The sequence below is a fragment of the Burkholderia sp. BCC0097 genome (genome assembly GCF_902832985.1).
Classification (GTDB): Bacteria; Pseudomonadota; Gammaproteobacteria; order Burkholderiales; family Burkholderiaceae; genus Burkholderia; species Burkholderia orbicola.
In genome coordinates this window covers 265,838-289,830 of sequence record NZ_CADFDM010000008.1, presented here as the reverse complement: position 1 = coordinate 289,830, position 23,993 = coordinate 265,838, and the positions used below count along the sequence as shown (strand labels likewise).

The window sequence follows — 23,993 nt, the reverse complement described above, 5'->3', positions numbered from 1 at the left end:
AAATGGACACAATCGAAGCAAGCACGCTGCAGGGGCAACTGAAGACCTGGCGACGCCATCTGCACCAGTATCCGGAGACGGGTTTCGAAGAGGTCAACACGTCGGACTACGTCGCGCGCATCCTGACGACGCTCGGGCTCGACGTGCATCGCGGCATCGGCGGCACGGGGCTCGTCGCGAACCTGACGGCCGGCACCGGCCAGCGCGCGATCGGCATTCGCGCGGACATGGACGCGCTGAACATCGCCGAGCACGCACCGGATCGCGAACACGTGTCGCGCACACCGGGCAAGATGCACGCGTGCGGGCACGACGGCCACATGTCGATGGTGCTCGGCGCCGCGCGGCTGCTGGCCGAGCGCAAGGATTTCGACGGCACGGTGCGCTTCATTTTCCAGCCGGCGGAAGAGCACGGCCGCGGTGCGAAGGCGATGATGGCCGACGGGCTGTTCGAGCGCTTTCCGGTCGATGCGATCTTCGGAGCGCACAACATGCCGGGCATGCGCGCGGGCACGTTCGCGACGCGTGCGGGCGGCATCATGGCGAGCGAGGACAATTTCGTGATCCGGATCGACGGGCGCGGCACGCATGCGGCGCGTCCGCACATGGGCATCGATCCGATCGTGATCGGTGCGCAGATCGTGCTCGCGCTGCAGACGATCGTGTCGCGCAATCTCGACCCGGGCCAGCAGGCGGTGATTTCGTGCACGGAATTCATCACCGACGGGCTGCGCAACGTGCTGCCGTCGACGGTGACGATCAAGGGCGACACGCGCAGCTATTCGCGCGACGTGCAGGCGCTGCTGGAGGCGCGGATGCGCGAGATCAGCGAAGGGATCTGCCGCACGCACGGCGCGGCTTGCACGTTCGAATACACGTACGAGTTCGCGCCGACGGTGAATTCGCCGGAATGGGTCGGCACGGCCGTGCAGGCCGCCGCGCATATCGTGGGCGCCGACGCGGTGAACGCCGACGTGCAGCCGATGATGATCTCGGAGGATTTCGGCGCGTTCCTGCAGGCGGTGCCGGGCAATTTCGTGTTCATCGGCAACGGCGAAGCGGCCGGGCGGGGCGGTGTGCCGCTGCACAACGCGACGTACGATTTCAACGACGAGATTTTGCCGGTGGGCGCGCGGTATTTCGCGGAAGTGGCGCGACGCGCGTTGAAGGCGGTGTAGCGGAGCGGGCGCGGATGAGGTCGACTCCGTGGCGGGAAGGCAGAGGCAACTCCTGGGCTGCGGGGATGGGGAAACGATAGCGCGGGTGGCGCGGGGCTGACCAAAGGCGGAATGACCGAGGCGAGCCGACGGAGGCTGGCGAGCAGGGAAATCGCCGTGGCGGATAGGGTCCGCCGAGGCGATTTAATTGAAGTTTTTGCGCATAAACATACGACAACATATCTCTTGGCGTGAGGCGATGAAATGTGAGTGTGTGCTCACATATAGAGGATTATGCGCGGAGAAGCTCGATAAGCAACGGATGCGTGTTCCGCGCCACGCGTGCCCAGACTGCTCGGCATGGTACGACGACGTATAAATGTGATTCCATAGCCCGGCGCGTCGATACCCTTCCCCGGAAGGCATGCCCATGGCGCCCATCGTCGTCGTTCATCTTGCGCTCTCCGATCACCCGCCTCGCAGCGGGTAACGCGCCACGCCTTCATCGTCACGTTCCACTGCGACTACCCAATGGCGAACGATGCGGTGCGCACGCGAGCGCCGGTCGTGCAGAACGGGGCGGTCACGTGGCCGGGGCTGATCTACGCGTTCAGCGTGAGCGCGATGACGCCGACGTAAGCGACGATCGCCGGGCAGGTCGTCAACACGACGATCGCCGACAAGCGATGAGATGAGGTAATGCGCCACGACGTTCGCGTACGGCCGGCCGGTAACCTGCACGCGAACGCGAATACACTACGCCAGCGTCTTCACCATGTAGTGCTCATCGTAGAAGCGGCCATCGACGAACAGGGAGCGCGGCTCCGTGCCGAACCGCACGAACCCCTGCGACGCATACAGCCGCTCCGCGCCACTGTTGACCTCGTTCACGCACAGCATCAGTTGACCGCATCCCCACGCCTGAGCCGCATGCGCGGTCGCGCTGTCGAGCAGCGCCTGCGCGATGCGTCTCCCGCGATACGCGGCATCGACGTACACGCCCCAGATCGTCGCCTTGTGCGCGATCTTCGTGCGCGCATCGCGGCGCACGCCGGTGATGCCGACGAGCGTGTCGCCGTCGAACGCGCCGAACACGGCCTGTGCTTGCGTCGGCGTGAGGCGCTTCGCGAATTCGTCGACCGGCACCTGCGATTCCTCGTCGAGCGTCGGCAGGAAGGACGTGGGCGCGGTGTCGACCGCACGCAGGCGGACGGTCTGGAACTGCGCCGCGTCGGCGGCGTCAAGCAGGCGGATCGTGATCGTCATCGGGAGCATTCCGGTTGAGGGGCGTGCATGCCGGCGCGCCGCTGCCGCGCGCCGCGGGATGCATCGCCCTTATCGTAATAGGAATCCGGATGTCGCGGAGCGATGGTCGGTGCGTCGCACGGGCTGCGGGCACGATCGTGAACGGAGAAGACAGGGAATGGCGGCGCGTCGTGCCGTGATCAAGAGAGCGCGCGGAAAGGGTCTAAAGCGCGTGCGCTGTCGCGCCGCACCGGCGCCCGACGTCAAACCGGCGACGTGCGCGCGATCAATTCACGCGCACGCCAGCGGCATCAATAGCGCGACAGCTGATTGCCGTTGATCTGCACGCGGTCGCCCGGACGCAGGTTGCCCGGCGACTGCACGTCGAACGAGCGCATCGAGCCGTCGCTCACCTGCACGTCGATCCGGTAGCTGCTCGGGCCTTGCGCGGCGCCCATCTGCTGGCCGATCTGGTTGCCCGCCACCGCCCCGCCGAGCGCGCCGATCACGGTCGCCGCATCGCGGCCGTGACCGCGGCCGAACTGGTTGCCCACCAGGCCGCCGACCAGCGCGCCGACGACGGTGCCGGCGATGCCTGACGGGGCGACCGAGCCGTTGACCGGCTGGATGTTCGACACGGTGCCGTACTGCGTGCCGTACGGGGTCGCGTATTGCTGCTGCTGATTGCCGTACTGGTCATACGGTTGCGAGCCGTATTGCGACGGGTTGCCGTATTGATCGTACGGCTGCGGCGCCTGGTTCGGATACGCCGGTTGCTGCTGCACATAGCCCGGTTGCGAATACGCGGGCTGCGCATAGCCGGGCGTCGCGTATTGCTGCTGTTGCGGATAGCCCGGCTGCGCGCCGTAGTAGCCCGGCGCGACGCAGGCAGTGAGCGGAAGCGCCGCCACGGCGACGAGCGAGGCGAACAGAACGGTCTTCGTGGAAGGCATGCGCATCATGATGATTCCTGCATCGGCAACGTGTCCGCCGATGGATTCCCGTCATGGGTGGCGAACTCGGCGTGAGTATAAGGAATGGCCGGATGCGCGTCCGGTGCGGCCGGGTAACAACGTGTAAAGTCTGTTGCCGCGTAAATCCCCGGTGGGGCGGGCGTCGAAGTCGTGCGCGGCAAGGACGTGGCGTGGCTTTCCGGCGCGCGCGTGCTGACGACGCGGCCCGTGCATTGTCGAAGACATTTCGGCCATTTCCTCGACGATCGCGCCCCCGTCGCGCCCGGCCCGGCAGGCTTCCGCGCCGCGCATCGCGAAATCGAATGCGCGGCATCGCGACATTTAATTGGCCTCGGGCGGCAGCGTTCGATATCGTGGCCGGATTCCCTGCCAACGGTCGCGCCGCGCCGGCCGCGGTCCTTCCTCGATCCGCGCCGGTGACGCGCCGCGACCGCCCCACATTCGAAGCCATGACCGAACGACTCTTCATCAACGCCGTCGACGCCGGCGGCCAGCCCGTCAACCTCGTCGTCCGCGACGGCCGCTTCGCCGCGATCGGCGCCGAGTGCACCGCCGTGCCCGGCGCGCAGACGATCGACCTCGACGGCCGCGTCGTGCTGCCCGGTTTCGTCGACGGCCACATCCATCTCGACAAGAGCTTCGTCGGCGATCGCTGGGTGCCGCACGAGCCGGTCGGCTCGCTGCGCGAGCGGCTCGCGGTCGAGAAGCGCCAGCTCGCTGCCGCGCCGCCGATCGTCGAGCGTGCGAACGCGCTGATCGCGCAGGCCGCCGCGTTCGGCACGATCGCGATGCGCAGCCACGTCGACGTCGATGCGACGACGGGCCTGTCGAACCTGCACGCCGTGATGGCCGCGCGCGAACAATGGCGCGGCATCGTCGACATCGAGCTGGTCGCGTTTCCGCAGGCCGGCGTGATCACGTGCCCGGGCACCGCCGAGATCCTCGACGCAGCCGTGCGCGAAGGCGCGGACGTGGTCGGCGGGATCGACCCGACGACGCTCGACGGCGACGCGGACGGCCAGCTCGACATCGTGTTCGGTATCGCCGAGAAGCGCGGCGCGAAAATCGACATCCACCTGCACGAACCGGGCGACACGGGCATCGCGCAACTGCTGCGGATCGCCGCGCGAACGCGCGCGGCCGGGCTCGGCGGGCGCGTGAACGTGAGCCACGCGTATGCGCTGGGCCAGGTGAGCGACGACGACGTGCAGCGCACCGCCGTGGCGCTGGCCGAAGCCGGCGTGTCGATCCTGACGAATGCGCCGGGCGATTGCGCATTTCCGCCGGTGCAACGGCTGCGCGACGCGGGCGTGCATGTGTTCGCGGGCAACGACAACATTCGCGACGCGTGGTGGCCGTACGGCAACGGCGACATGCTGCAGCGCGCGATGATGGTCGGCTACCGGTCGGGCTTCTACACCGACGAAGCGCTCGGCATCGCACTCGACATGGCGACGCACGCCGGCGCGCGCGCGATCGGCAAGGAGAACTACGGAATCGCGGTCGGCTGCGACGCGAGCTTCGTCGCGGTGCGTGCGCCGAACGCAGCGGCGGCCGTCGCCGGCGTGCCGGCCGAACGCTGGGTATTCCGCCGCGGCGAAAGCGATACGGGCGCGCCGTTCGCGCCGTCGCTGCGCTTCACGCGCTGATCCACCCGACCGGCGGCACGGCCCGCGCCGTGCCTGCGTTGCACTGACCGACCTGACCGGAACCGACATGACGAACCTGCTGATCCGCAATGTCCGCACGAGCGCCGACGCGGCGCTCGATATCCTGATCGAAGGCGATCGCATCGCGCGGGTCGGCCCGGTGCTCGATGCGCCCGCCGGCTGCGCGATCGAGGACGGCGCGCTCGCGTTGGCGTTGCCCGGCCTCGTCGAGGGCCACACCCACCTCGACAAGACCCACTGGGGGATGCCGTGGTATCGCAACCAGGTCGGGCCTCGCCTCGTCGACCGCATCGAGAACGAGCGCCACTATCGCGCGACGAGCGGCCACGACGCGGGCGCTGCCTCGCTCGGGCTGGCGCGCGCGTTTCTCGCGGCCGGCACGACGCGCATCCGCACGCACGTCGACGTCGATACCGACGCCGGGCTGCGCCATCTGCACGGCGTGCTCGCGACGCGCGAGACGCTGCGCGGGCAGGTCGAGATCCAGATCGTCGCGTTTCCGCAATCGGGCGTGCTCAAGCGGCCGGGCACCGATGCGCTGCTGTCCGACGCGCTCGACGCCGGCGCCGACTTGCTCGGCGGGCTCGATCCGTGCGCGATCGAAGGCGATCCGGTCGAGGCGGTGGACGTGCTGTTCGCGATCGCCGAGCGCTATGGCCGCGGGCTCGATATCCATCTGCACGAGCGCGGGTCGATGGGCGCGTACTCGCTCGACCTGATCCTGCAGCGCACGGCGGCGCACGGGATGCAGGGGAAGGTCACGATCAGCCATGGTTTCTGTCTTGGCGATCTCGCCGAACGCGAGCGCGATACGCTGCTCGCGCGGATGGCCGAGCTCGGCGTCGCGATCGTCACGACCGCGCCGGCCGCGGTGCCGGTGCCGTCGGTGGCCGCGTGCCGCGCGGCCGGCGTGACCGTGATCGGCGGCAACGACGGCGTGCGCGACACATGGACGCCGTACGGTTCGCCCGACATGCTCGAACGCGCGATGCTGATCGGCATGCGCAACGATTTCCGCCGCGACGACGCGCTGGAAGCCGCGCTCGATTGCGTGACGCACGGCGCGGCGCGCGGCTGCGGTTTCGCGGATTACGGGCTGCAGCCGGGCAGCCGCGCGGACGTCGTGCTCGTGGATGCGCTGACGGTGGCCGAGGCCGTCGTCGCCCGGCCGGTGCGGCGGCTCGTCGTGTCGTCGGGGAAGATCGTCGCGCGTCACGGTGTGCTGGTCTGAGTGCCGCGTCGCCCCGGTATGATCCGGTTTTCAGCCGGATTTCCGGGGAGACGACGATGCGACGCACGACCGCGGCACGAGCCGCACGATGGATGGCGGCGGCCCTGTTCGCCGTGACCGCCGCGCATGCGGTGGCGGACGGCCCGGCCGACGTGCAGCAGGAAGCCAACCGGCGCACGGTGCTCGCGTTCTACGAGAAGGGGCTGAACGAGAAGGATGCGGACGCCGCGCTCGCGTATGTCGGCGATCGCTATGTGCAGCACAACCCGAACGCGGCCGACGGCCGCGACGGCTTCCGCAAGTTCGTCGCCTTTCTGCGCGACAAATATCCGCAGTCGCACAGCGAGATCAAGCGCTCGTTCGTCGACGGCGACTTCGTGATCCTGCACGTGCACGCGGTGCGCGAACCGGGCACGCGCGGCAGCGCGATCATGGACATCTTCCGGCTCGAGCACGGCAAGATCGTCGAACACTGGGACGTCAACCAGCCGGTGCCCGAGCAGGCGGCGAACGGCAACACGATGTTCTGATTGTTCTGACACGTGCGGGAAGCGGCGCCCCGGTGCGCCGCTTCCGTTTGAAATCCGCTTCGCCTACCGCCCTTCGAGTTCCAGCATCGCCGCGAGCGCCTTCGTCAGCGCGCTGACCATCGGGTCGGCGGTGGGCCGGTGCAGGATCGCGATGTCCATGTGCTCGATTGGTGCGAAGCCCTGCTTCGCGGTCAGCACCACATGCTCGTCCGTCACCACGCGCGCGGGCAGCACGCTGATGCCGAGCCCGTCCGCGACGGCCGCCTGGATGCCGCTCAGGCTCGACGTCGTGAAGCTGATCCGCCAGCGGCGGCCGCGCTCCTCGATCGCCTTGATCATGTCGTCGCGATAGAGCCCGCGCGGCGGGAACACGACGATCGGCACCGGATCGAGATCGATCGACGGATGCTTCGCGCTGTCGATCCAGCGCAGCTTCTCCGGCCAGCGCACGACGGCCTCGCGGCTGTCGCGCCGCTGCTTGATCAGCACGAGGTCGAGTTCGCCGCGATCGTACGCGGCGCTGATGTCGCGGCTCAGCCCGCACGTCACTTCGAGCTTCACCTGCGGATGCTCGCGCTTGAACGCCGCGAGCGCGTGCGTCGTGCGGCCCGCCGCGAAATCGTCGGGTACGCCGAGCCGGATCGTCAGCGCGACCGTCGCGCCCGACAGCGCCTCCAGCATCTCGTCGTTCAGCGCGAGCATGCGTCGCGCATAGCTGAGCACCGTCACGCCCGCGTCGGTCGGCCGCACGTCGCGCGCGCCGCGATCGAGCAGGCGGTGGCCGGCGATTTCCTCGAGCCGGCGCACCTTCTGGCTGACCGTCGACTGTGTCGAATGCAGGCGCGCGGAAGCCGTCGTGAAACTGCCGCAATCGGCGACCATCACCAGCGCGCGCAGCAGGTCGATGTCGAACAGGGGTCTATTCATTTCTGCACTTCTGTGGATTCGGGCATTTCATTTTCAAATGCGTGCGATGACTTTTAACATGGCCGGACATCGCGGGCAATCGCGGTTTCGCCGGACTTGGGAGTGGTGTTTTGCGGGGTTTGAGGCGCCTGGCCCATATTCAACGAGCGGTATAGGGTGCGTTGCGGGGACGGCGGGAACCGCATTCGGAAAGCGCTATGCCGATCGCCTGTATAGACATCGCCGTTCCGCGAATATCCGGGGAAGTACGCTCTGTGGCGAATGCGCATCGCGCAGGGTAAACACGCGAAATTCCCGGCTTATCAGCTGTAAATCAAGCACTGCGCGGCCTTCGGGTTCGCGCCCGTCTTTACCCTTTTCTGTTCTTGATCTCCCCGCTTGCGCTCAAAAATCAAGCAGTCTAGACTGCACCGCAGTTTCACCGAAATCCGTCGTCTTTCACGCTCCGCGCCGGCCTCCCGTCGAGGCGCCACCCCCGTACGCCGGCATCGCCCGCCGCGTCGAGACTTTCAAGGACCCGCCATGAACCGCACCGCAAAGCTCCTCGTCACCGCGCTGGCGTTCGCGCCGCTCGTGTCGTTCGCGCAGGACACGTCGACGATCCGTTGGGGTATCGACCCCACGTATCCGCCGTTCGAGGCGAAGCAGCCCGACGGCTCGCTCGCCGGTTTCGACATCGACCTGCGCAATGCGATCTGCGAGCAACTGCATGCGAAGTGCGTGTGGGTCGAGCAGGGCTTCGACGGGATGATCCCGGCGCTGCGCGCGCGCAAGTTCGACGTGATCATGTCCGCGATGACGGCCACCGACGAACGGCTAAAGCAGATCGACTTCTCGAACAAGCTGTATGCGTCGCCGGGGGCGCTCGTCGCGCCGGTCGGCTCGAAGCTGCTGCCGAGCGCCGCGTCGCTCGCCGGCAAGCGCATCGGGATCGACCAGGGCACGACGCAGGAGGCGTACGCGAAGGCCGAATGGGCGACCAAGGGCGTGACGATCGTCTCGTATCAGAATCAGGATCAGGTGTACCAGGATCTCGTCAACGGCCGCCTCGACGCGACCTTCCAGGACAAGACGCAGGCCGGCTACTCGTTCCTGAAGACGCCGCGCGGCAAGGGTTACGCGTTCGCGGGGCCGGACGTGACCGACGCGCGGATCACCGGCTACGGCGTCGCGATGGGCATACGCAAGGGCGACGCCGACATGAAGAAGCGGCTGAACGACGCGATCGTCGCGATCCGCGCGAACGGCACCTACCAGAAGATCGCCGCGAAATATTTCGACTTCGACATCTACGGCGCGAAGCAGCAACTGACTTCGGCACCGTGACCCCGTGACTCATTCGATCGACAGGCACACCATGACGAGTATCCAGGAGCGCGTCGCGCAAGCCGTGACGCCCGAACTGATCGCCGCGTTCCGCGAGGAAGGCGCGGTCTGCATCAAGGGCATCTTTTCGCCGGATGAAGTGGCCGCGCTGCGGGCCGGCATCGACGCGAACCTCGCGCAGCCGAGCGAGCGCGCGAAAGTCGCGAGCCGGCCCGACGATCCGGGCTGGTTCTTCGAGGATTTCTGCAACTGGCAGCACAACGACGCGTATCGCGATTTCATCGTGCGCTCGCCGGCGCCGTCGGTCGCCGCCGCGCTGATGGGCACCGACCACGTGCGGCTGCATCACGATCACCTGCTCGTGAAGGAGCCCGGCACGCGGCAGCGCACGCCGTGGCACCAGGATCAGCCGTACTACGACATCGAAGGCGACGACAACGTCAGCATGTGGATTCCGGTCGATCCGGTGCCGCTCGAATCGACGCTGGAATTCGTCGCGGGCTCGCATCGCGGGCCGTGGCTGATGCCGCGCACGTTCATGGACAAGGAGGCGAAGTGGTTTCCGGAAGGCAGCCTCGCCGACCTGCCCGACATCGAAGCCGACCGTTCGGCCTTCCCGATTCGCCGCTGGGCGCTCGAACCCGGCGACATGGTGTGCTTCCGGATGCTCACGCTGCATGCGTCGGGCGGCACCCAGAACCGCCGCCGTGCGTTCTCGATCCGCTTCGTCGGCGACGATATCCGTCACGCGCCGCGCCGCTGGAAAACGTCGCCCGATTTCCCCGGGCTGGCGGCGCAACTGGCCGATGGCGCACCGCTCGATCACCCGCTGTTTCCGGTCGTGTGGTCGCGCGACGCGGGGCAGGTCGGCACGATCTGACCCGCTGTAACGAACGCGGCGGCCGTTTCATGACGAAACGGCCGCCGTGCGTTTGGAGACATGCGCCGAAGGATCAGGTCGGATGACGCCCCGCGCCCGGCTTGAAGCGCGAGCCGAGCCGATAGCGGTTGCCCGGATGCAGGAAATGCACGAACGTGACGGGCAGCCCGTCCGTCCACGTGCGGCGCGTGAGCGTGAGGCACGGCTCGTCGGCGCGCATGTCGAGCAGCCGCGCCTGCTCGCTGGTGGGCAGCGACGCGTCGACGACGTGCTCGATTTCCAGTTCGTAGTGCGACACGTTGTTGTACAGGTACTCGGACGGCGGCTCGGTCTGGAAATCCTGGTCGATGAAGCCGGGCGCGGCGGCCGGGTTCACGTAGCGATCCTCGAGCTGGATCGGGCGGCCGTTTTCCTCGTGCACGCACACCACGTGAAAGACCGGCGTGTTGACCGGCAGCCCGAACGCGGCCGCGACGTCGAACGATGCGGGTTCGCTCGACTGGCTGAGCACGCGGCAGCGATATTCGTGCCCGCGCGCGCGGATTTCGTCGCGGATGTGCGCGATCATCAGCAGGTTCGACTGCGGTTTCACCTCGGCGACGAAGGTGCCGACGCCTGCGGTGCGCTTGAGCACGCCTTCCTCGGTCAGTTCGCGCAGCGCGCGGTTGACCGTCATGCGCGCGACGCCGAATTGCGCGGCGAGATCGAGCTCGGACGGAATGCGGTCGCCGGGGCGCCAGTCGCCGGACTCGACGTTCTGGCGCACGAGCGTCTTGATCTGCTGGAACGGTGCGGTGGCCTTGGTGACCATCGGAAGATCCTTGCGCGAAAAAGTGACGAGAAGTGACGAGGCTAGTCGTCGTGGCTGACGATGACCAGGATCTCCGCCTGCGCGGTGCCGAGGCTGCGCGTGCGGTGCGGGATCAGTGCGTTGAAATAGACTGAATCGCCGGCCCTGAGTTGCACAGTCTCGTTCGGGAATTCGATTTCGACGCGCCCCTTGTGCACGAACAGGAATTCCTCGCCTTCGTGCTCGCGGAACGTCGATGCGACGAATTCGTGCGGCGGATGCACGACGAACGGCAGCATCTTCTTCGGCGCGACGCCCGCCGCGATGCTCTCGAAACGATGCGTGTGGCTGTCGGCCGCGGCGCCCATCGCGGTGCGCTCGCCGGCGCGCGTGACCGTGATCAATTCGCGGTTGCGGCTTTCCGAGAACAGTTGCTCGACGTCGACGTTCAGCGCCTTCGACAGCTTCAGCGCGACCGCGATCGACGGCACGCTCAGGCCGCGCTCGACCTTCGACAGGTAGCTCTTGGTGAGGCCCGTCTCGTCGGCCAGCACGTCGAGCGTCCAGCCTTTCTGTTTTCTGAGCAGCTTCAGGCGAATCGTCATGGGGCGCCAAGTGTCCTTCGAAAAACCGATTGTAACGCATGACACAGTGTGTCATTAAGTGTATTGTGTGTCCTACGTGATCGGGGAAACGGCCGCGGACGGCGCGGCAGACCGGGTTCATTCAGGAGGCGAACATGGCGGAAACGCTGAATTTGACGAAGGAAGCGCTGGTCGCGCTGGCGCAGCGGCGTCTGGAAAACGCGGTGGGCGACAGCGGCTGGTCCGCGCGGCAAAGGCTCGCGCTGACGTGCCGGATTTTGTTCGACGCTGGTCATGACTCGGGCCTGGCCGGGCAGATCACCTGCCGCGCGGACGAGTCCGGCACGTACTACACGCAGCGGCTCGGGCTCGGCTTCGACGAGATCTCGGCCGCGAACCTGCTGCGCGTCAACGAGGATCTCGACGTCGTCGACGGCGAAGGCATTCCGAACCCGGCCAACCGGTTCCATACGTGGATTTATCGCGAGCGCCCGGACGTGAACTGCATCATCCATACGCATCCCGCGCATGTCGCGGCGCTGTCGATGCTCGAACAGCCGCTCGTCGTGTCGCATATGGATACCTGTCCGCTGTACGACGACTGTGCGTTCCTGAAGGAGTGGCCGGGCGTGCCGGTCGGCAACGAGGAGGGCGAGATCATCTCGAAGGCGCTCGGCAGCAAGCGCGCGATCCTGCTGTCGCATCACGGCCAGCTCGTGGTCGGCAAGACGATCGAGGAAGCGTGCATGCTCGCGTTGCTGATCGAACGCGCCGCGAAGCTGCAACTGCTCGCGATGTCGGCAGGCGAGATCAAACCGGTGCCGCCGGCGCTGGCGCGCGAAGCGCACGACTGGATCTCGAAGCCGAAGCGCGATGCGGTGACGTTCGAATACTACGCGCGCCGCGCCTTGCGTACGCATCGGGATTGCGTCGCGTAAGCGAGTGTGCGGTTCCGGTTTTTTAGACAATTATTGAGGAATACCAATCGTGTCCATCCTGCTGAAAGGCATCATTGCCTACCCGGTCACGCCGTTCTCCGCCGACGGCGGCGTCGACCTGACAGCGCTCGATGCGCTGATCGATCGCCTGATCGCCGACGGCGTTCACGCGATCGCGCCGCTGGGCAGTACCGGCGAAAGTGCCTACCTGTCCGACGCCGAATGGGAGGCCGTCGCTACCGCGTCGATTCGCGCGGTGCGCCGGCGCGTGCCGACCGTCGTCGGAATTTCCGATCTCACCACGGCCGGCGCGGTGCGTCGTGCCCGCGTCGCCGAACAGGCCGGCGCCGATGCGGTGATGGTGCTGCCGGTGTCGTACTGGAAGCTCGGCAACGACGAGATCGTCGCGCACTACCGTGCGATCGGCGACGCGATCGGCATCCCGATCATGCTGTACAACAACCCGGCGACGAGCGGCGTCGACATGTCGCCCGAACTGATCGCGACGATCTGCCGGACGGTCGACAACGTGACGATGGTGAAGGAAAGCACCGGCGACATCGGCCGGATGCACCGGCTCGCGCAATTGAGCGACGGCACGATCCCGTTCTACAACGGCAGCAATCCGATGGCGCTCGCCGCGCTGGCCGCGGGCGCGGCCGGATGGTGCACGGCCGCGCCGAACCTGAATGCCGCGTTGCCGCTCGCGTTGTTCGACGCGATGTGCGCGGGCGACCTCGCCCGCGCCCGATCGGTCTTTCACGCGCAGTTGCCGTTGCTGCAGTTCATCGTCAACGGCGGGTTGCCGGTGACCGTGAAGGCCGGGCTGAGGCTGCGCGGCTTCGATGCCGGCGAACCACGGCGGCCGCTGCTGCCGCTCGGCGACGCACGCACGCGCGAACTCGAGCGGTTGCTCGCGGCGCTGCCGGACGGTGTGGCGGCATGAGCGACGACGCACGGCCGGCGATCTCGGTCGCCATCGGCGCGGTGCGGATCGGCGCGAGCCGCCCGCTCGCCGGCACGCCGCACGCGAGCGCGATCGACAAGCAGCCGGTGGGCGCACGCCTGTGGCTGGGCGCGCTCGGCTTTGCCGGCGACGAGCACGCCGACGCGCGGCATCACGGCGGCCCCGACAAGGCCGTTCACCACTATGCGTACGATCACTATCCGTGGTGGGCCGCGCAGATCGGCGCGCGCGACGTGCTCGCCAGGCCGGGCGCGTTCGGCGAGAACCTGTCGACGCGCGGCATCACCGAGCACGACGTGTGCCTCGGCGATGTGTTCACGCTGGGCGGCGCGATGCTTCAGGTGTCGCAGTCGCGGCAGCCGTGCTGGAAGCTCAACGCGCGCTTCGATCATCCGCGCATGGCGGCGCTCGTGCAGCGCAGCGGCCGGCCCGGCTGGCACTACCGCGTGCTGCAGGAAGGCTGGGTGGAAGCGGGCGATATGCTGGCGCTGCATGCGCGCCACTACCCGGAATGGCGGCTGTCGACGGTGCTCGACGTGCTGTATCGACGCACGCTCGACATGGCCGCGCTGGATGCGTTGTGCGACGTGCCGCTGCTGCCGCCCGGCTGGCGCACGATGCTCGAAAAGCGCCGGACCGGGCGGCAGGTCGAGGACTGGACGAAGCGGCTCGAAGGATGACGGGCCGCGTCCGGCGCTTACTTCGTCGGCAGGTTGCGCACGTCGGCCGTCGGCTCGGTACCGAATGCGTCGCTCAGCGCATAGCCGATCAGTTGCCGGGCGGTGGCCTCGGGCGTGGCGAGCGCGCCGCTCGACTTCAACTGGTCGAATTTCTCGCGCATCGGGAAGTTGTCTTCGCCGGTCGCGCGGATCGTGGCCTGCATGCCGGTATCGACGACGCCCGGTGCGACGCTGCAGATCCGCAGCGCGCCGTTCGCGTCGAGCGCGACCGCGCGCGCATGATGATCGAGCGCGGCCTTGGTCGCGCAGTAGACGCTCCAGCCGGCATACGCGTTGCGCGCCGCGCCGCTCGACAGGTGCACGATCCGGCATTCGGTCGCGGCCGAGGCGGCTTGCGCGAGCGCGGCCGACAGCATCAGCGGCGCGGCGACGTTCAGGCCGACCGCACGGGCGACGATCGCCGGGTCCTGCGCGGCGAGCGGGCCGATCGGGTCGACGATGCCCGCGTTGTTGAACAGCAGCACGAGCGACGCGCCGTCGACGAAGCGGCGCAGCGTGTCGCCGGCCAGCCAGCTCGCGATGGTCTTCGAGTCCGACAGGTCGAGTTCGACTTCGGTAAGGCGCTCGCCGGCCTGCGACGCGAGCGACGGATGACGGCTGCGCGACACGCCGAGCACGGCGATGCCTTCCTGCAGCAGTTGTTCGGCGAGCGCCGCGCCGACGCCGCGGGTGTGTCCGGTGACGATGGCGCGCACGGGTGCGGAAGAAGATGCAGTCATGGTGGTGAACGGGTGAGGGGGTGAACGGATTTGACGAGCGGCGCGTAGGCACGGCGGCAGCGCATTCAACGCGGGTGCTGCGTGGTATCGGCGTGTGAAGGCGGTCGTGTGCGGCGCCGCTGATATCGGGATGAACGTCTATCGTAGCGCCGGCATGCGCATCGCGCAAACGCCCTGCGCGCGCGAAGGATGAAGCTGCGGTGCCGCGCACGCGCATCGCAGCGATGCGCTACACGCTACCGCGTGCGCCGCTACGTCGGACGAAAGCCCGCTGCGGCACGCGCGCGCCGGTGTGGCGAGCGGCGCCGGGCCGCGTGTCGCGAGCTATCATATGGCTCGCCCGTGCGCGATGCCGTACGGGCCGCGATCGTTTCCCTTCACCTGCTGCACGCTGCGACACCACTCATGAACACCACGCCGGATACGCCCACGCCCCGCGCCCTTCGCGAACTCACGCCTCTCGAGGCCCGCATTCTCGGCGTGCTCGTCGAGAAACAGCACACGGTGCCGGATACCTACCCGCTATCGCTGAACGCGCTGACCGCGGGCTGCAACCAGAAAACCGCGCGCTCGCCGGTGATGAACGTCAGCGAGGACGAAGTCACGACCGCGCTCGACGAGCTGAAGCGCCTGAGCCTCGTGATGGAGGGCAGCAGCAGCCGCGTGCCGCGTTTCGAGCACAACATGAACCGCGTGCTCGGCATCCCGAGCCAGGCGATCGCGCTGCTGACGATCCTGCTGCTGCGCGGCCCGCAGACGGCCGCCGAGCTGCGCCTGAACAGTGCGCGCCTGCACGGCTTCGCGGATATCTCGTCGGTCGAGGCGTTCCTCGACGAACTCGCCGCGCGCGCGCAGCCGCTCGTCGTCCGGCTGCCGCGTGCGCCGGGTGCGCGCGAGAACCGCTGGATGCACCTGATGTGCGGCGAAGTGAACATGGCCGATTTCGCGAGCGCGGATGCAGGCGGTGGCGCGGATTCGGTGCCGCCGTCCGAATTCGAAGCGCTGAAGGCCGAACAGAAACGCCTCGCGGACGAAGTGGCGCGCCTGAATGCGCTGGTTCAACGGATGGCGAGCGAATTGGGCATCGACGTCGACGTGCCGGGCGACGCGTCGTGATCGCTTCCTGATGCAATGACGGCGGTGCGCGCGCACCGCCGCGTTACTTCTGCTCGACGCCGGGCGAGGTACCGCGTACGCGCTTCGGATCAACCTGCGCATCACGGCGATAACCGAATGGCTTTCATGACGGTGCGCGAACGATGAAGACGCATATCAACCAACACTGATCCGCGTCGCGCCCGCGTCGACTAGCCGGAACAGCAGATCCTCGACGGCCGTCTCCGGCGCGGAACCGAGATCCGCGTGGATGCGCCAGCCCTGTTCCGTGCGAACCGGTTCCGACAGGTAGTGAACGATGCCGTGCAGCCCGTCCTCGGCCGGTGTGTTCTCGTCGTCCGCGTCGAACCACGCGAGGAACCACGTCTTGAACGTGTCGTTCGCGGTGCTTTCGTCGAGACCGTCGGCCTCGACCGCCGCCCAGTCCCACACGAACGGCTGGATCGACACGGCCGCCGTTTCGAGTTCGAATGCGAACGGCTCGAAATCCAGCTGCGTGGCCGAATCGACCATCGCGGGCTGGCCGGCCGCCTCGCCTTCGGTCGCGATGGTGTCGGCGCGGCACGGCAGCGCGAGCGGGCCTTCGGTGGCCAGCGTGCCGTCGGCCCGCCGGTAGGCCGGTTCGACGACGACCGCCGGTTGCGCGGTCGCCTTCGCGAGCAGGTCGACATAGGGTTGGCGGATGGCGCGGAGCAGTTCGGAGACGGTCATCGTGGCGTGTCGGTTGGGCAGGAAACGATCGGTCGCAGGCAAGCGGTGTGCGAAGCGACCGGCGTCGCACGACGTGCCGCTTCGGTACCGGACAACGGTGATCCTACGGGACTTCCCTCCAACGCGAACACTCGGCCGAATGGCCGGGCTGCCGACCTCGCGTGGCAACCGGTTTAGACGTTTACCTTCAAACAAGCGAAAACGCGCCTCGAACGCATTCTCGTTGTGCTTCAATAAATCAGATTTGCAGTCCTACTAAATTACAGAACCGGAACAAACCGGATCATTCATTTACAGGAGACAGTCGATGGCACCGAAACGCTGTTGAAGCGGCAATCGCGATGGTCTGCAACACCGCCGAATTTCCTTCGATGAAAGCAGGGTATCCCAGGGGCCTCCACCCATGTCCTCCAGACGTTTCATGATTGCCGCGGCTGCGGCCGCGGTGTCGGCCGCACTGGCCGTCACGGCACCGCCGGCCCGCGCCGCGGCACCAGCCGTCTCCGATCCGTTCTACACGTACACCGGCACCACGCCGCTGGCATCGGTTCCACCGGGCACCGTGATCAGGACGCGCAACGTCACCTATCACGTGGCCGGCATTCCGACCGCGGTGACCGCGCAGCAATTGCTGTATCGCACCAGCAACGCGCTGAACCAGCCGGTCGTCAACGTGACCTCCGTGATCCGCAGCCCGGTCAGCAACGGCCACGCGATCTCGTACCAGTCGGCCTACGATTCGCTGAACCCGTACGACGAACCGTCGCAGGTGATCGCCGGCGATCGCGACGTGACCAAGGTCATCAACGTCGGCACGTTGCTGTACAGCGCGGAATCGATTCCGCTGTCGACGCTGCTGCTGCTCGGCTACAACATCATCGTGCCCGATACCGAGGGCCAGACGGCCGATTTCGCGGCCGGCCCCGAATACGGGATGACGACGCTCGATTCGATTCGCGCCGCGCTCAATACGCCGTCGACCGGGCTGAGCCCGTCGAGCAAGGTCGCGATGATCGGCTATTCCGGCGGCGCGATCGCGACGAACTGGGCCGCGCAACTCGCGCCGAGCTACGCGCCCGACGTCAACCGGCAGCTCGTCGGCGCGGCGGAGGGCGGCGTGCTGGTCGATCCGGCGCACAACCTGCGTTACGTCGACGGCAGCATCGTGTGGGGCGGCGTCGCCGCGGCCGCGCTGGCCGGGTTGTCACGCGGCTACAACTTCGACCTGACGCCGTATCTCAGCGAGACGGGCGTCGCCGTGTTCAAGGACATCCAGAGCCAGTCGCTCGCGTACATCCTGCCGAAGTACACGGGGTTGCGCTGGGGCACGCTGTTCAAGCCGCAATACGCGAACGACATCAACAGCATTCCGGTGTACGTCACCTATGCGAACAAGGTGAACGCGGGGCTGGCCGCGTCGCCGACGATTCCGATGTTCATCGGCCAGGGCACCGCGGGCGCGCTGGACGGCACCTTCAGCAGCCAGGTGGGCGACGGCGTGATGCTGGCGTACGACGTGCGCGCGCTGGCGCAGAAGTTTTGCGCGAGCGGCACGGCGGTCACGTACTCCGAATATCCGCTCGAACACGCGGGCGCGATCGTGCCGTGGGTGGCCGGCATGCTGCCGTGGCTCTACGATCGCTTCAACGGCAAGGCCGCGCCGAACAATTGCTGGCTGACGTCGCTGCTGCCGAGCCACTCGCTCGCGCCCGAGACGCGGCACTAGCCACGCCGCGCAATGCGGCAAACGGTCGGGCGACCCCTTGGCGGGTCGCCTTTTTGCCTCGTTCGACGTCGGCCGCGTGACTGCGGCGGCCGTCGCCCGCATTCCCCCGCCGTAACCCGCCGCGCCCTCCTCCGGGTGCCATAATCGAGCCTGCCCGTCATTACAGACAGACGTCCCCCGGAGAATCACCATGCAGAACCTCGACAATCCTTCCCACGATCGCGAGGTAGGCAGCGCCGACGCGACGCAGGACACCACGCGCATCGACGATGTCCGCATCGGCGCCGTGCGTCCGCTGATTTCGCCCGCGCTGCTGCTCGACGAACTGCCGGTGCCGGCCGCCACGCAGACGCTCGTCGAGGATACGCGCCGCGCGATCGGCGACATCCTGCACGGTCGCGACGACCGGCTTCTGCTCGTCGTCGGCCCGTGCTCGATCCACGATCACGACCAGGCGCTCGATTACGCGCGCCGCCTGAAGGCCGCCGCCGACGCGTTGAAGGACGACCTGCTGATCACGATGCGCGTGTACTTCGAGAAGCCGCGCACGACGGTCGGCTGGAAGGGCTACATCAACGATCCGCGCCTCGACGGCAGCTTCCGCATCAACGAAGGGCTGCGCGCCGCGCGGCAACTGCTGCTCGACATCAACGCGCTCGGCCTGCCGGCGTCGACCGAATTCCTCGACCTGCTGAGCCCGCAGTACATCGCCGACCTGATCGCGTGGGGCGCGATCGGCGCGCGCACGACCGAGAGCCAGAGCCACCGCCAGCTTGCGTCGGGGCTGAGCTGTCCGATCGGCTTCAAGAACGGCACCGACGGCGGCGTGCAGGTCGCGTCGGACGCGATCGTCGCCGCGGCGGCGAGCCATGCGTTCATGGGGATGACGAAGATGGGGATGGCCGCGATCTTCGAGACGCGCGGCAACGACGATGCGCACGTGATCCTGCGCGGCGGCAAGAACGGCCCGAACTACGATGCCGAGCACGTTGAAGCGAGTTGCGCGGTGCTGCGCAAGGCCGGCTTGCGCGAGCAGGTGATGGTCGACTGCTCGCATGCGAACTCGAACAAGTCGCACGAGCGGCAGATCGAGGTGGCGCAGGATCTCGCGCGGCAATTGGGGCAGGGCGAGCACCGGATCGTCGGCGTGATGGTGGAGAGCCATCTCGAGGCCGGCAGGCAGGATCTGAAGCCGGGTGTGCCGTTGCAGTATGGCGTGTCGATCACCGATGCTTGCCTGAGCTGGGCGCAGACGGAGCCGGTGCTCGACGTGCTGGCGGAGGCGGTGCGGCATCGCAGGGTGTATTCGCGCAACGCGTGATGCGGCGTGGCGGCGCGGCGATTGCCGCGTTGTTCGATGCGCCACCAAGATCGGGTGCCCGTCTGTGGGGTTGTCCTGATCGACAGGCCGCGGCGGCATCTTTCCCCGCCGCGTGCCCCATCCGTCTGCACGATCATTGATCTTGATCCGGCTCGCCCCACCTGCCACGTTGCACCCTGAACGCACGATCCGGCGAATGCCGCTACCATGAAGGACGTGTTGCACGCTGCGGTCCGGCCATGCCGGCCCGCCACGCACACATGTCATGGCGGCGCGGCCGGCCGCCACGTGACCGACGAAGCGCGGCCATCCGCGGGGCGGCCACCGATCGGCCGTTGCGTCCCGCCGCTTCGTCCCGGAATCAACAACAACCGAACCGGAGTGCAACACATATGAAGTTCTACAAGACCCTCATCGCAGCAACCGTCCTCGCCTCCAGCGTCAGCGCGCACGCGCAGATCGCGGGCGCTCAGCCGATCAGCGTGACCGTCGAGCAATCGCAAGCGCTGCTCGAAGGCTGGAGCGTGAAGAAGAGCGTGCTCGGCAAGACCGTGTACAACGACGAGAACCAGAAAGTCGGCAAGGTGCGCGACCTGATCGTCGCGCCGGACGGCTCGGTGTCCGCCGCGATCGTGTCGGCCGGCGGTTTCCTCGGCGTGGCCGCGCACGACGTCGCGGTGCCGATCGCGTCGCTCGACGTGCGCAACGGCAACATCTACCTGCCGGGTGCGACCAAGGAAGCGCTGAAGGCCACGCCGGCGTTCCAGTACGCGAAGGTGCCGTCGCCGCCGAAGCCGAAGAAGGTCGACGAAAAGCACTGATCCGTCGTATCGATGCGGCGCCCGTTGCGCGATGCGGCGGGCGCCGCTTTTTTGTTTGCGTTTTCGTTTGCGATCAGCGCGTCCGCGTCGTCGGTCATCACAGCCACACCCCGCTGAACCCGAACGTCACGGGCCCGCTCAGGAACATGCTGCCGGCGCCGTCCCATTGAACGGTGACGTCGCCGCCGTCGCAGGTCACCCGCACCGTATCGTCGAGCAGCCCGCGCCGGATACCGTTGACCACGGCGCCGCACGAACACGAGCCGGAGCCGAGCGGCACGCCGCCGCCACGTTCCCAGATGCGTAGACGGATATGCGTGCGATCGATGACCTGAACGAAATGCACGTTGGTCTTTAGCGGAAACAGCGGATGCGCTTCGATCGCCGGGCCGAGCGCCGCGACGTCGATCGCGCGGAGATCGTCGACGAAGAACGTGCAGTGCGGATTGCCCATGCTGCACGCGGCCGGCGCACCGGGCAGCGGCAGCACGAGCGTGTCGACGGCCTCCGAGACCGGCACGTCCTGCCAGTCGAGCCGCGGTGCGCCCATTTCGACCTTGATCAGCCCGTCCGCATCCTGCGAACAGTGCAGGCGCCCGCGATTCGTGCGCAGCACGACCGATGTCGCACCGGTTTCCCGCATCAGCTTCCACGCGACGCCGCGCGTCGCGCTGCCGCAGGTATCGAGCGTCGAGCCGTCGGAATTCCAGAACGCGACGCGCGCGGCCGCGTCGTCGCCGTCCGAGATCACCGCGAGCTGGTTGAAGCCGATGCCGCGATGCCGATCGCCCATGCGCCGTACGAGGTCGCCGTCGACGGGATGCGCGCGATCGTGTTCCTGACCGCGCAGGTCGACGATGACGAAATCATCGCCATTCGCGTTCATCTTCTGAAATGCGATCGGCATGGGGGTTCCGGAGTGGGGGCAGGCAAATACTGTACGTGGCTCGCCGGTCGCGGGCAATCGTCGCCCTACGGCGCGCACGCGCCAACGATCTACGTAATTCTACGTAGATCCTCATACGTAGTTATCCGCTTGTAAGCGGCCCCCGTCGCGCGGAATACTACGGCCCATCGCCGCGGTCTCCGCGAGGCTGCGGCACGACGCATCGACGTCACGCGGGTTCGGCCCCTCGCCGCATCCACTCAAAAACACATTGGAGACCAGGAGACGCCATGAATCGGGCTTCCAGTACCCTGCTCTGGATCGCGGTCGCGCTGCTCGGCGCGTTCGCATTCGGCACCATCGCACTCGCGCACGGCGAGCGCGTCAGTGCCCTCTGGATCGTGATCGCCGCAGTCTGCGTGTATCTGATCGCGTATCGCTTCTACAGCCGTTTCATCGCCAGCAAGGTCATGCAGCTCGACGGGCTGCGGATGACGCCGGCGGTCAAGTACAACGACGGCCTCGACTACGTGCCGACCAACAAGTACGTGCTGTTCGGCCATCACTTCGCCGCGATCGCCGGCGCCGGGCCGCTCGTCGGCCCGGTGCTCGCCGCGCAGATGGGCTACACGCCCGGCATGCTGTGGATCCTGGCCGGCGTCGTGTTCGCCGGCGCGGTGCAGGATTTCATCGTGCTGTTCATCTCGACGCGTCGCGACGGCCGTTCGCTCGGCGACCTCGTCAAGATGGAGCTCGGCACGGTGCCCGGCGTGATCGCGCTGTTCGGCGCGTTCCTGATCATGGTGATCATCCTCGCGGTGCTCGCGCTGATCGTCGTGAAGGCGCTGACCAATTCGCCGTGGGGTACGTTCACCGTCGCCGCGACGATTCCGATCGCGCTGTTCATGGGCGTCTATACGCGCTACATCCGTCCGGGCCGCATCGGCGAAGTGTCGGTCATCGGCTTCATCGGGTTGATGGCGGCGATCGCGTTCGGCCAGAACGTGGCCGCCTCGCCGACGGTGGCCGCATGGTTCACGTTCAGCGGCACGCAGCTCACGTGGATCCTGATCGGCTATGGCTTCGTCGCATCGGTGCTGCCGGTGTGGCTGCTGCTCGCGCCGCGCGACTACCTGTCGACGTTCCTGAAGATCGGCACGATCCTCGGCCTCGCGATCGGCATCCTGGTCGTCGCACCGGAACTGAAGATGCCCGCGCTGACGAAGTTCGTCGACGGCTCGGGCCCGGTGTGGTCGGGCAACCTGTTCCCGTTCCTGTTCATCACGATCGCGTGCGGCGCGGTGTCGGGCTTCCACGCGCTGATCTCGTCGGGCACGACGCCGAAGCTGATCGACAACGAAACCAACGCGCGCTTCATCGGTTACGGCGCGATGCTGATGGAATCGTTCGTCGCGATCATGGCGCTGGTCGCCGCGTGCGTGATCGAACCGGGCATCTACTTCGCGATGAACGCGCCGGCCGCCGTGCTCGGCTCGACGCCGGAGGCGGTCGCGAACACCGTCACGCAATGGGGCTTCGTGCTGACGCCCGACATGCTCACGCAGACGGCCAAGGCCGTCGGCGAAACGACGATCATCGCGCGTGCGGGCGGCGCGCCGACGCTGGCCGTCGGCATGGCGCACATCCTGCACCAGGTGATCGGCGGCGAAGCGATGATGGCGTTCTGGTATCACTTCGCGATCCTGTTCGAGGCGCTGTTCATCCTGACGGCCGTCGACGCGGGCACGCGTGCGGGCCGCTTCATGCTGCAGGATCTGCTCGGCACGTTCCACCCGGCGCTCAAGCGCACCGAGTCGCTGCCCGCGAACCTCGTCGCCACCGCGCTGTGCGTGGCCGCGTGGGGCTACTTCCTGTACCAGGGCGTGGTCGATCCGCTCGGCGGGATCAACACGCTGTGGCCGCTGTTCGGCATCTCGAACCAGATGCTCGCCGCGATCGCGCTGGTGCTCGGCACCGTCGTGCTGTTCAAGATGAAGCGCGAGCGCTACGCGTGGGTCACGATGGTGCCGACCGCATGGCTCTTGATCTGCACGCTGACGGCCGGCTGGCAGAAGATTTTCGACGCGAACCCGAAGGTCAGCTTCCTCGCGCACGCCGCGAAGCTGCAGGCCGCGGTGGACGAAGGCAAGGTGCTCGCGCCGGCGAAGTCGATCGCGCAGATGAAGCGGATCATCTTCAACGACTACATCGATGCGGCGCTGGCCGGGCTGTTCATCTTCGTCGTCGTGGCGATCGCGGTGTACGGCGTGATCGCCGTGCTGCGCGCGCGCCGCGAATCGAAGCCGACGGTGCGCGAGACGCCGTACGAAGCGATGCCGGCCGCGCAGGCGCTCGGCAGCGGACGTTGAGGGGAGGCCGCGATGTTCAGCGATCTTGGCAGCGACCTGCGCAGCGCGGGGCGTTACCTCGGGCAGGCGTTGCGGCTGATGGTCGGCCTGCCCGACTACGACACCTACGTCGCGCACATGCGTGAAACCCATCCGGACCGCGAGCCGATGACGTACGAGGAATTCTTCCGCGAGCGTCAGAATGCGCGGTACGGGTCGGGAGCGGGGAAGTGTTGCTGAACCGGGCCGTTGCGATGACCTGACGAATCAGCCCGGTATCGAAACGAAAGCGCCGCGACGGATGTCACGGCGCTTTTTCTTTGGCGGGCCGGCGGCGCGCATCGCACGGTGCTCGCGTGCCGTTTGCCCGGGCGCAGCGCGGCGGC

The 23,993-nt window shown here is 67.4% G+C and carries 24 protein-coding genes; 16 read left to right on the top strand and 8 right to left on the bottom strand.

Annotated elements, in window-relative coordinates:
* The first annotated feature begins 2 nt into the window (after nucleotides 1–2).
* Entirely contained in the window at nucleotides 3–1,178 is a 1,176-nt protein-coding gene (locus tag HWX07_RS27250) for a M20 aminoacylase family protein (protein WP_175878368.1), read from the top strand.
* Nucleotides 1,179–1,913: 735 nt separating this feature from the next.
* Here HWX07_RS27250 and HWX07_RS27245 read toward each other — a convergent pair.
* Together HWX07_RS27245 and HWX07_RS27240 are read right to left on the bottom strand one after the other, a co-directional pair.
* Entirely contained in the window at nucleotides 1,914–2,423 is a 510-nt protein-coding gene (locus HWX07_RS27245; RefSeq protein ID WP_175878367.1) for a GNAT family N-acetyltransferase, read from the bottom strand.
* Nucleotides 2,424–2,713: 290 nt separating this feature from the next.
* Nucleotides 2,714–3,364 (bottom strand): glycine zipper 2TM domain-containing protein, encoded by a 651-nt coding sequence (locus tag HWX07_RS27240; protein ID WP_006480254.1) that lies wholly within the window; start codon nucleotides 3,362–3,364, stop codon nucleotides 2,714–2,716.
* 162 nt (nucleotides 3,365–3,526) lie between these two features.
* On the opposite strand from HWX07_RS27240, the gene HWX07_RS27235 reads away from it, so the two are divergent.
* The 4 genes from HWX07_RS27235 to HWX07_RS27220 all read left to right on the top strand — a co-directional run bounded on the left by HWX07_RS27235 (nucleotide 3,527) and on the right by HWX07_RS27220 (nucleotide 6,807).
* Complete coding sequence (locus HWX07_RS27235) at nucleotides 3,527–3,796, top strand: hypothetical protein (protein ID WP_175878366.1); 270 nt, start codon at nucleotides 3,527–3,529, stop codon at nucleotides 3,794–3,796.
* Nucleotides 3,797–3,825: 29 nt separating this feature from the next.
* Nucleotides 3,826–5,025 carry an amidohydrolase family protein gene (locus HWX07_RS27230; RefSeq protein WP_175878365.1) on the top strand — a complete coding sequence of 400 codons (1,200 nt, stop codon included), beginning with the start codon at nucleotides 3,826–3,828 and terminating at the stop codon, nucleotides 5,023–5,025.
* A gap of 67 nt (nucleotides 5,026–5,092) precedes the next feature.
* On the top strand, nucleotides 5,093–6,277 hold the full coding sequence (locus HWX07_RS27225) for an amidohydrolase family protein (RefSeq protein ID WP_175878364.1): 1,185 nt from the start codon (nucleotides 5,093–5,095) through the stop codon (nucleotides 6,275–6,277).
* Between the two features lie 56 nt (nucleotides 6,278–6,333).
* Nucleotides 6,334–6,807: a nuclear transport factor 2 family protein gene (locus HWX07_RS27220; protein ID WP_175878363.1), complete on the top strand. Its 474-nt coding sequence runs from the start codon at nucleotides 6,334–6,336 to the stop codon at nucleotides 6,805–6,807.
* A 63-nt stretch (nucleotides 6,808–6,870) separates the two neighbouring features.
* Here the strand turns inward: HWX07_RS27220 and HWX07_RS27215 are convergent, their stop codons facing one another.
* Nucleotides 6,871–7,734 (bottom strand): LysR family transcriptional regulator, encoded by an 864-nt coding sequence (locus HWX07_RS27215; RefSeq protein ID WP_006480257.1) that lies wholly within the window; start codon nucleotides 7,732–7,734, stop codon nucleotides 6,871–6,873.
* 522 nt (nucleotides 7,735–8,256) lie between these two features.
* On the opposite strand from HWX07_RS27215, the gene HWX07_RS27210 reads away from it, so the two are divergent.
* Together HWX07_RS27210 and HWX07_RS27205 are read left to right on the top strand one after the other, a co-directional pair.
* Nucleotides 8,257–9,060, top strand: coding sequence for an ABC transporter substrate-binding protein (locus tag HWX07_RS27210; protein ID WP_023477013.1), 804 nt, complete (start codon nucleotides 8,257–8,259; stop codon nucleotides 9,058–9,060).
* Between the two features lie 31 nt (nucleotides 9,061–9,091).
* On the top strand, nucleotides 9,092–9,940 hold the full coding sequence (locus HWX07_RS27205; RefSeq protein ID WP_175878362.1) for a phytanoyl-CoA dioxygenase family protein: 849 nt from the start codon (nucleotides 9,092–9,094) through the stop codon (nucleotides 9,938–9,940).
* Between the two features lie 73 nt (nucleotides 9,941–10,013).
* Here the strand turns inward: HWX07_RS27205 and hutC are convergent, their stop codons facing one another.
* Complete coding sequence (hutC, locus tag HWX07_RS27200; RefSeq protein WP_006480260.1) at nucleotides 10,014–10,751, bottom strand: histidine utilization repressor; 738 nt, start codon at nucleotides 10,749–10,751, stop codon at nucleotides 10,014–10,016.
* Nucleotides 10,752–10,792: 41 nt separating this feature from the next.
* Nucleotides 10,793–11,335 carry an XRE family transcriptional regulator gene (locus tag HWX07_RS27195; protein ID WP_175878361.1) on the bottom strand — a complete coding sequence of 181 codons (543 nt, stop codon included), beginning with the start codon at nucleotides 11,333–11,335 and terminating at the stop codon, nucleotides 10,793–10,795.
* Nucleotides 11,336–11,469: 134 nt separating this feature from the next.
* On the opposite strand from HWX07_RS27195, the gene HWX07_RS27190 reads away from it, so the two are divergent.
* From HWX07_RS27190 to HWX07_RS27180, 3 genes are read left to right on the top strand one after another with little or no spacing between them, the layout of a single operon-like run.
* On the top strand, nucleotides 11,470–12,252 hold the full coding sequence (locus HWX07_RS27190; protein ID WP_175878360.1) for an aldolase: 783 nt from the start codon (nucleotides 11,470–11,472) through the stop codon (nucleotides 12,250–12,252).
* 49 nt (nucleotides 12,253–12,301) lie between these two features.
* Nucleotides 12,302–13,198 carry a dihydrodipicolinate synthase family protein gene (locus HWX07_RS27185; protein WP_175878359.1) on the top strand — a complete coding sequence of 299 codons (897 nt, stop codon included), beginning with the start codon at nucleotides 12,302–12,304 and terminating at the stop codon, nucleotides 13,196–13,198.
* Entirely contained in the window at nucleotides 13,195–13,899 is a 705-nt protein-coding gene (locus tag HWX07_RS27180; protein ID WP_175878358.1) for an MOSC domain-containing protein, read from the top strand. The genes HWX07_RS27185 and HWX07_RS27180 overlap by 4 nt, the downstream gene beginning before the upstream one ends.
* 17 nt (nucleotides 13,900–13,916) lie before the next feature.
* On the opposite strand, the gene HWX07_RS27175 is transcribed toward HWX07_RS27180, so the two are convergent.
* Complete coding sequence (locus HWX07_RS27175) at nucleotides 13,917–14,678, bottom strand: SDR family oxidoreductase (protein ID WP_175878357.1); 762 nt, start codon at nucleotides 14,676–14,678, stop codon at nucleotides 13,917–13,919.
* A gap of 405 nt (nucleotides 14,679–15,083) precedes the next feature.
* Here HWX07_RS27175 and HWX07_RS27170 point away from each other — a divergent pair, with 405 nt between their 5' ends.
* Nucleotides 15,084–15,794, top strand: coding sequence for a YceH family protein (locus tag HWX07_RS27170; RefSeq protein WP_175878356.1), 711 nt, complete (start codon nucleotides 15,084–15,086; stop codon nucleotides 15,792–15,794).
* 156 nt (nucleotides 15,795–15,950) lie between these two features.
* On the opposite strand, the gene HWX07_RS27165 is transcribed toward HWX07_RS27170, so the two are convergent.
* Nucleotides 15,951–16,505: a hypothetical protein gene (locus tag HWX07_RS27165; RefSeq protein WP_175878355.1), complete on the bottom strand. Its 555-nt coding sequence runs from the start codon at nucleotides 16,503–16,505 to the stop codon at nucleotides 15,951–15,953.
* A 403-nt stretch (nucleotides 16,506–16,908) separates the two neighbouring features.
* On the opposite strand from HWX07_RS27165, the gene HWX07_RS27160 reads away from it, so the two are divergent.
* From HWX07_RS27160 to HWX07_RS27150, 3 genes are all read left to right on the top strand, one after another.
* Nucleotides 16,909–18,231, top strand: coding sequence for a lipase family protein (locus HWX07_RS27160; protein WP_175878354.1), 1,323 nt, complete (start codon nucleotides 16,909–16,911; stop codon nucleotides 18,229–18,231).
* Between the two features lie 190 nt (nucleotides 18,232–18,421).
* The gene (locus HWX07_RS27155; protein ID WP_124698830.1) at nucleotides 18,422–19,552 is read left to right on the top strand and encodes a 3-deoxy-7-phosphoheptulonate synthase; all 1,131 of its coding nucleotides are present in this window, start codon (nucleotides 18,422–18,424) and stop codon (nucleotides 19,550–19,552) included.
* A 392-nt stretch (nucleotides 19,553–19,944) separates the two neighbouring features.
* A complete protein-coding gene (locus tag HWX07_RS27150) occupies nucleotides 19,945–20,373 on the top strand; it encodes a PRC-barrel domain-containing protein (protein WP_006480270.1) in 429 nt (142 codons plus the stop codon).
* A 97-nt stretch (nucleotides 20,374–20,470) separates the two neighbouring features.
* On the opposite strand, the gene dapF is transcribed toward HWX07_RS27150, so the two are convergent.
* Nucleotides 20,471–21,280: a diaminopimelate epimerase gene (gene dapF, locus HWX07_RS27145; protein ID WP_175878353.1), complete on the bottom strand. Its 810-nt coding sequence runs from the start codon at nucleotides 21,278–21,280 to the stop codon at nucleotides 20,471–20,473.
* A gap of 269 nt (nucleotides 21,281–21,549) precedes the next feature.
* Here dapF and HWX07_RS27140 point away from each other — a divergent pair, with 269 nt between their 5' ends.
* A complete protein-coding gene (locus HWX07_RS27140) occupies nucleotides 21,550–23,628 on the top strand; it encodes a carbon starvation CstA family protein (protein ID WP_175878352.1) in 2,079 nt (692 codons plus the stop codon).
* Between the two features lie 12 nt (nucleotides 23,629–23,640).
* Nucleotides 23,641–23,847 carry a YbdD/YjiX family protein gene (locus tag HWX07_RS27135; protein WP_006480280.1) on the top strand — a complete coding sequence of 69 codons (207 nt, stop codon included), beginning with the start codon at nucleotides 23,641–23,643 and terminating at the stop codon, nucleotides 23,845–23,847.
* Nucleotides 23,848–23,993 lie beyond the last annotated feature (146 nt).

Coding starts and splice junctions, on each gene's coding strand:
- HWX07_RS27215 (WP_006480257.1), bottom strand. CDS start 7,734: ATGAATAGACCCCTGTTCGACATCGACCTGCTGCGCGCGCTGGTGATG.
- hutC (WP_006480260.1), bottom strand. CDS start 10,751: ATGGTCACCAAGGCCACCGCACCGTTCCAGCAGATCAAGACGCTCGTG.
- HWX07_RS27170 (WP_175878356.1), top strand. CDS start 15,084: ATGAACACCACGCCGGATACGCCCACGCCCCGCGCCCTTCGCGAACTC.
- HWX07_RS27175 (WP_175878357.1), bottom strand. CDS start 14,678: ATGACTGCATCTTCTTCCGCACCCGTGCGCGCCATCGTCACCGGACAC.
- HWX07_RS27150 (WP_006480270.1), top strand. CDS start 19,945: ATGAAGTTCTACAAGACCCTCATCGCAGCAACCGTCCTCGCCTCCAGC.
- HWX07_RS27195 (WP_175878361.1), bottom strand. CDS start 11,335: ATGACGATTCGCCTGAAGCTGCTCAGAAAACAGAAAGGCTGGACGCTC.
- HWX07_RS27250 (WP_175878368.1), top strand. CDS start 3: ATGGACACAATCGAAGCAAGCACGCTGCAGGGGCAACTGAAGACCTGG.
- HWX07_RS27240 (WP_006480254.1), bottom strand. CDS start 3,364: ATGATGCGCATGCCTTCCACGAAGACCGTTCTGTTCGCCTCGCTCGTC.
- HWX07_RS27205 (WP_175878362.1), top strand. CDS start 9,092: ATGACGAGTATCCAGGAGCGCGTCGCGCAAGCCGTGACGCCCGAACTG.
- HWX07_RS27135 (WP_006480280.1), top strand. CDS start 23,641: ATGTTCAGCGATCTTGGCAGCGACCTGCGCAGCGCGGGGCGTTACCTC.
- HWX07_RS27210 (WP_023477013.1), top strand. CDS start 8,257: ATGAACCGCACCGCAAAGCTCCTCGTCACCGCGCTGGCGTTCGCGCCG.
- HWX07_RS27225 (WP_175878364.1), top strand. CDS start 5,093: ATGACGAACCTGCTGATCCGCAATGTCCGCACGAGCGCCGACGCGGCG.
- HWX07_RS27165 (WP_175878355.1), bottom strand. CDS start 16,505: ATGACCGTCTCCGAACTGCTCCGCGCCATCCGCCAACCCTATGTCGAC.
- HWX07_RS27190 (WP_175878360.1), top strand. CDS start 11,470: ATGGCGGAAACGCTGAATTTGACGAAGGAAGCGCTGGTCGCGCTGGCG.
- HWX07_RS27180 (WP_175878358.1), top strand. CDS start 13,195: ATGAGCGACGACGCACGGCCGGCGATCTCGGTCGCCATCGGCGCGGTG.
- HWX07_RS27155 (WP_124698830.1), top strand. CDS start 18,422: ATGCAGAACCTCGACAATCCTTCCCACGATCGCGAGGTAGGCAGCGCC.
- HWX07_RS27230 (WP_175878365.1), top strand. CDS start 3,826: ATGACCGAACGACTCTTCATCAACGCCGTCGACGCCGGCGGCCAGCCC.
- HWX07_RS27245 (WP_175878367.1), bottom strand. CDS start 2,423: ATGACGATCACGATCCGCCTGCTTGACGCCGCCGACGCGGCGCAGTTC.
- HWX07_RS27140 (WP_175878352.1), top strand. CDS start 21,550: ATGAATCGGGCTTCCAGTACCCTGCTCTGGATCGCGGTCGCGCTGCTC.
- dapF (WP_175878353.1), bottom strand. CDS start 21,280: ATGCCGATCGCATTTCAGAAGATGAACGCGAATGGCGATGATTTCGTC.
- HWX07_RS27160 (WP_175878354.1), top strand. CDS start 16,909: ATGTCCTCCAGACGTTTCATGATTGCCGCGGCTGCGGCCGCGGTGTCG.
- HWX07_RS27220 (WP_175878363.1), top strand. CDS start 6,334: ATGCGACGCACGACCGCGGCACGAGCCGCACGATGGATGGCGGCGGCC.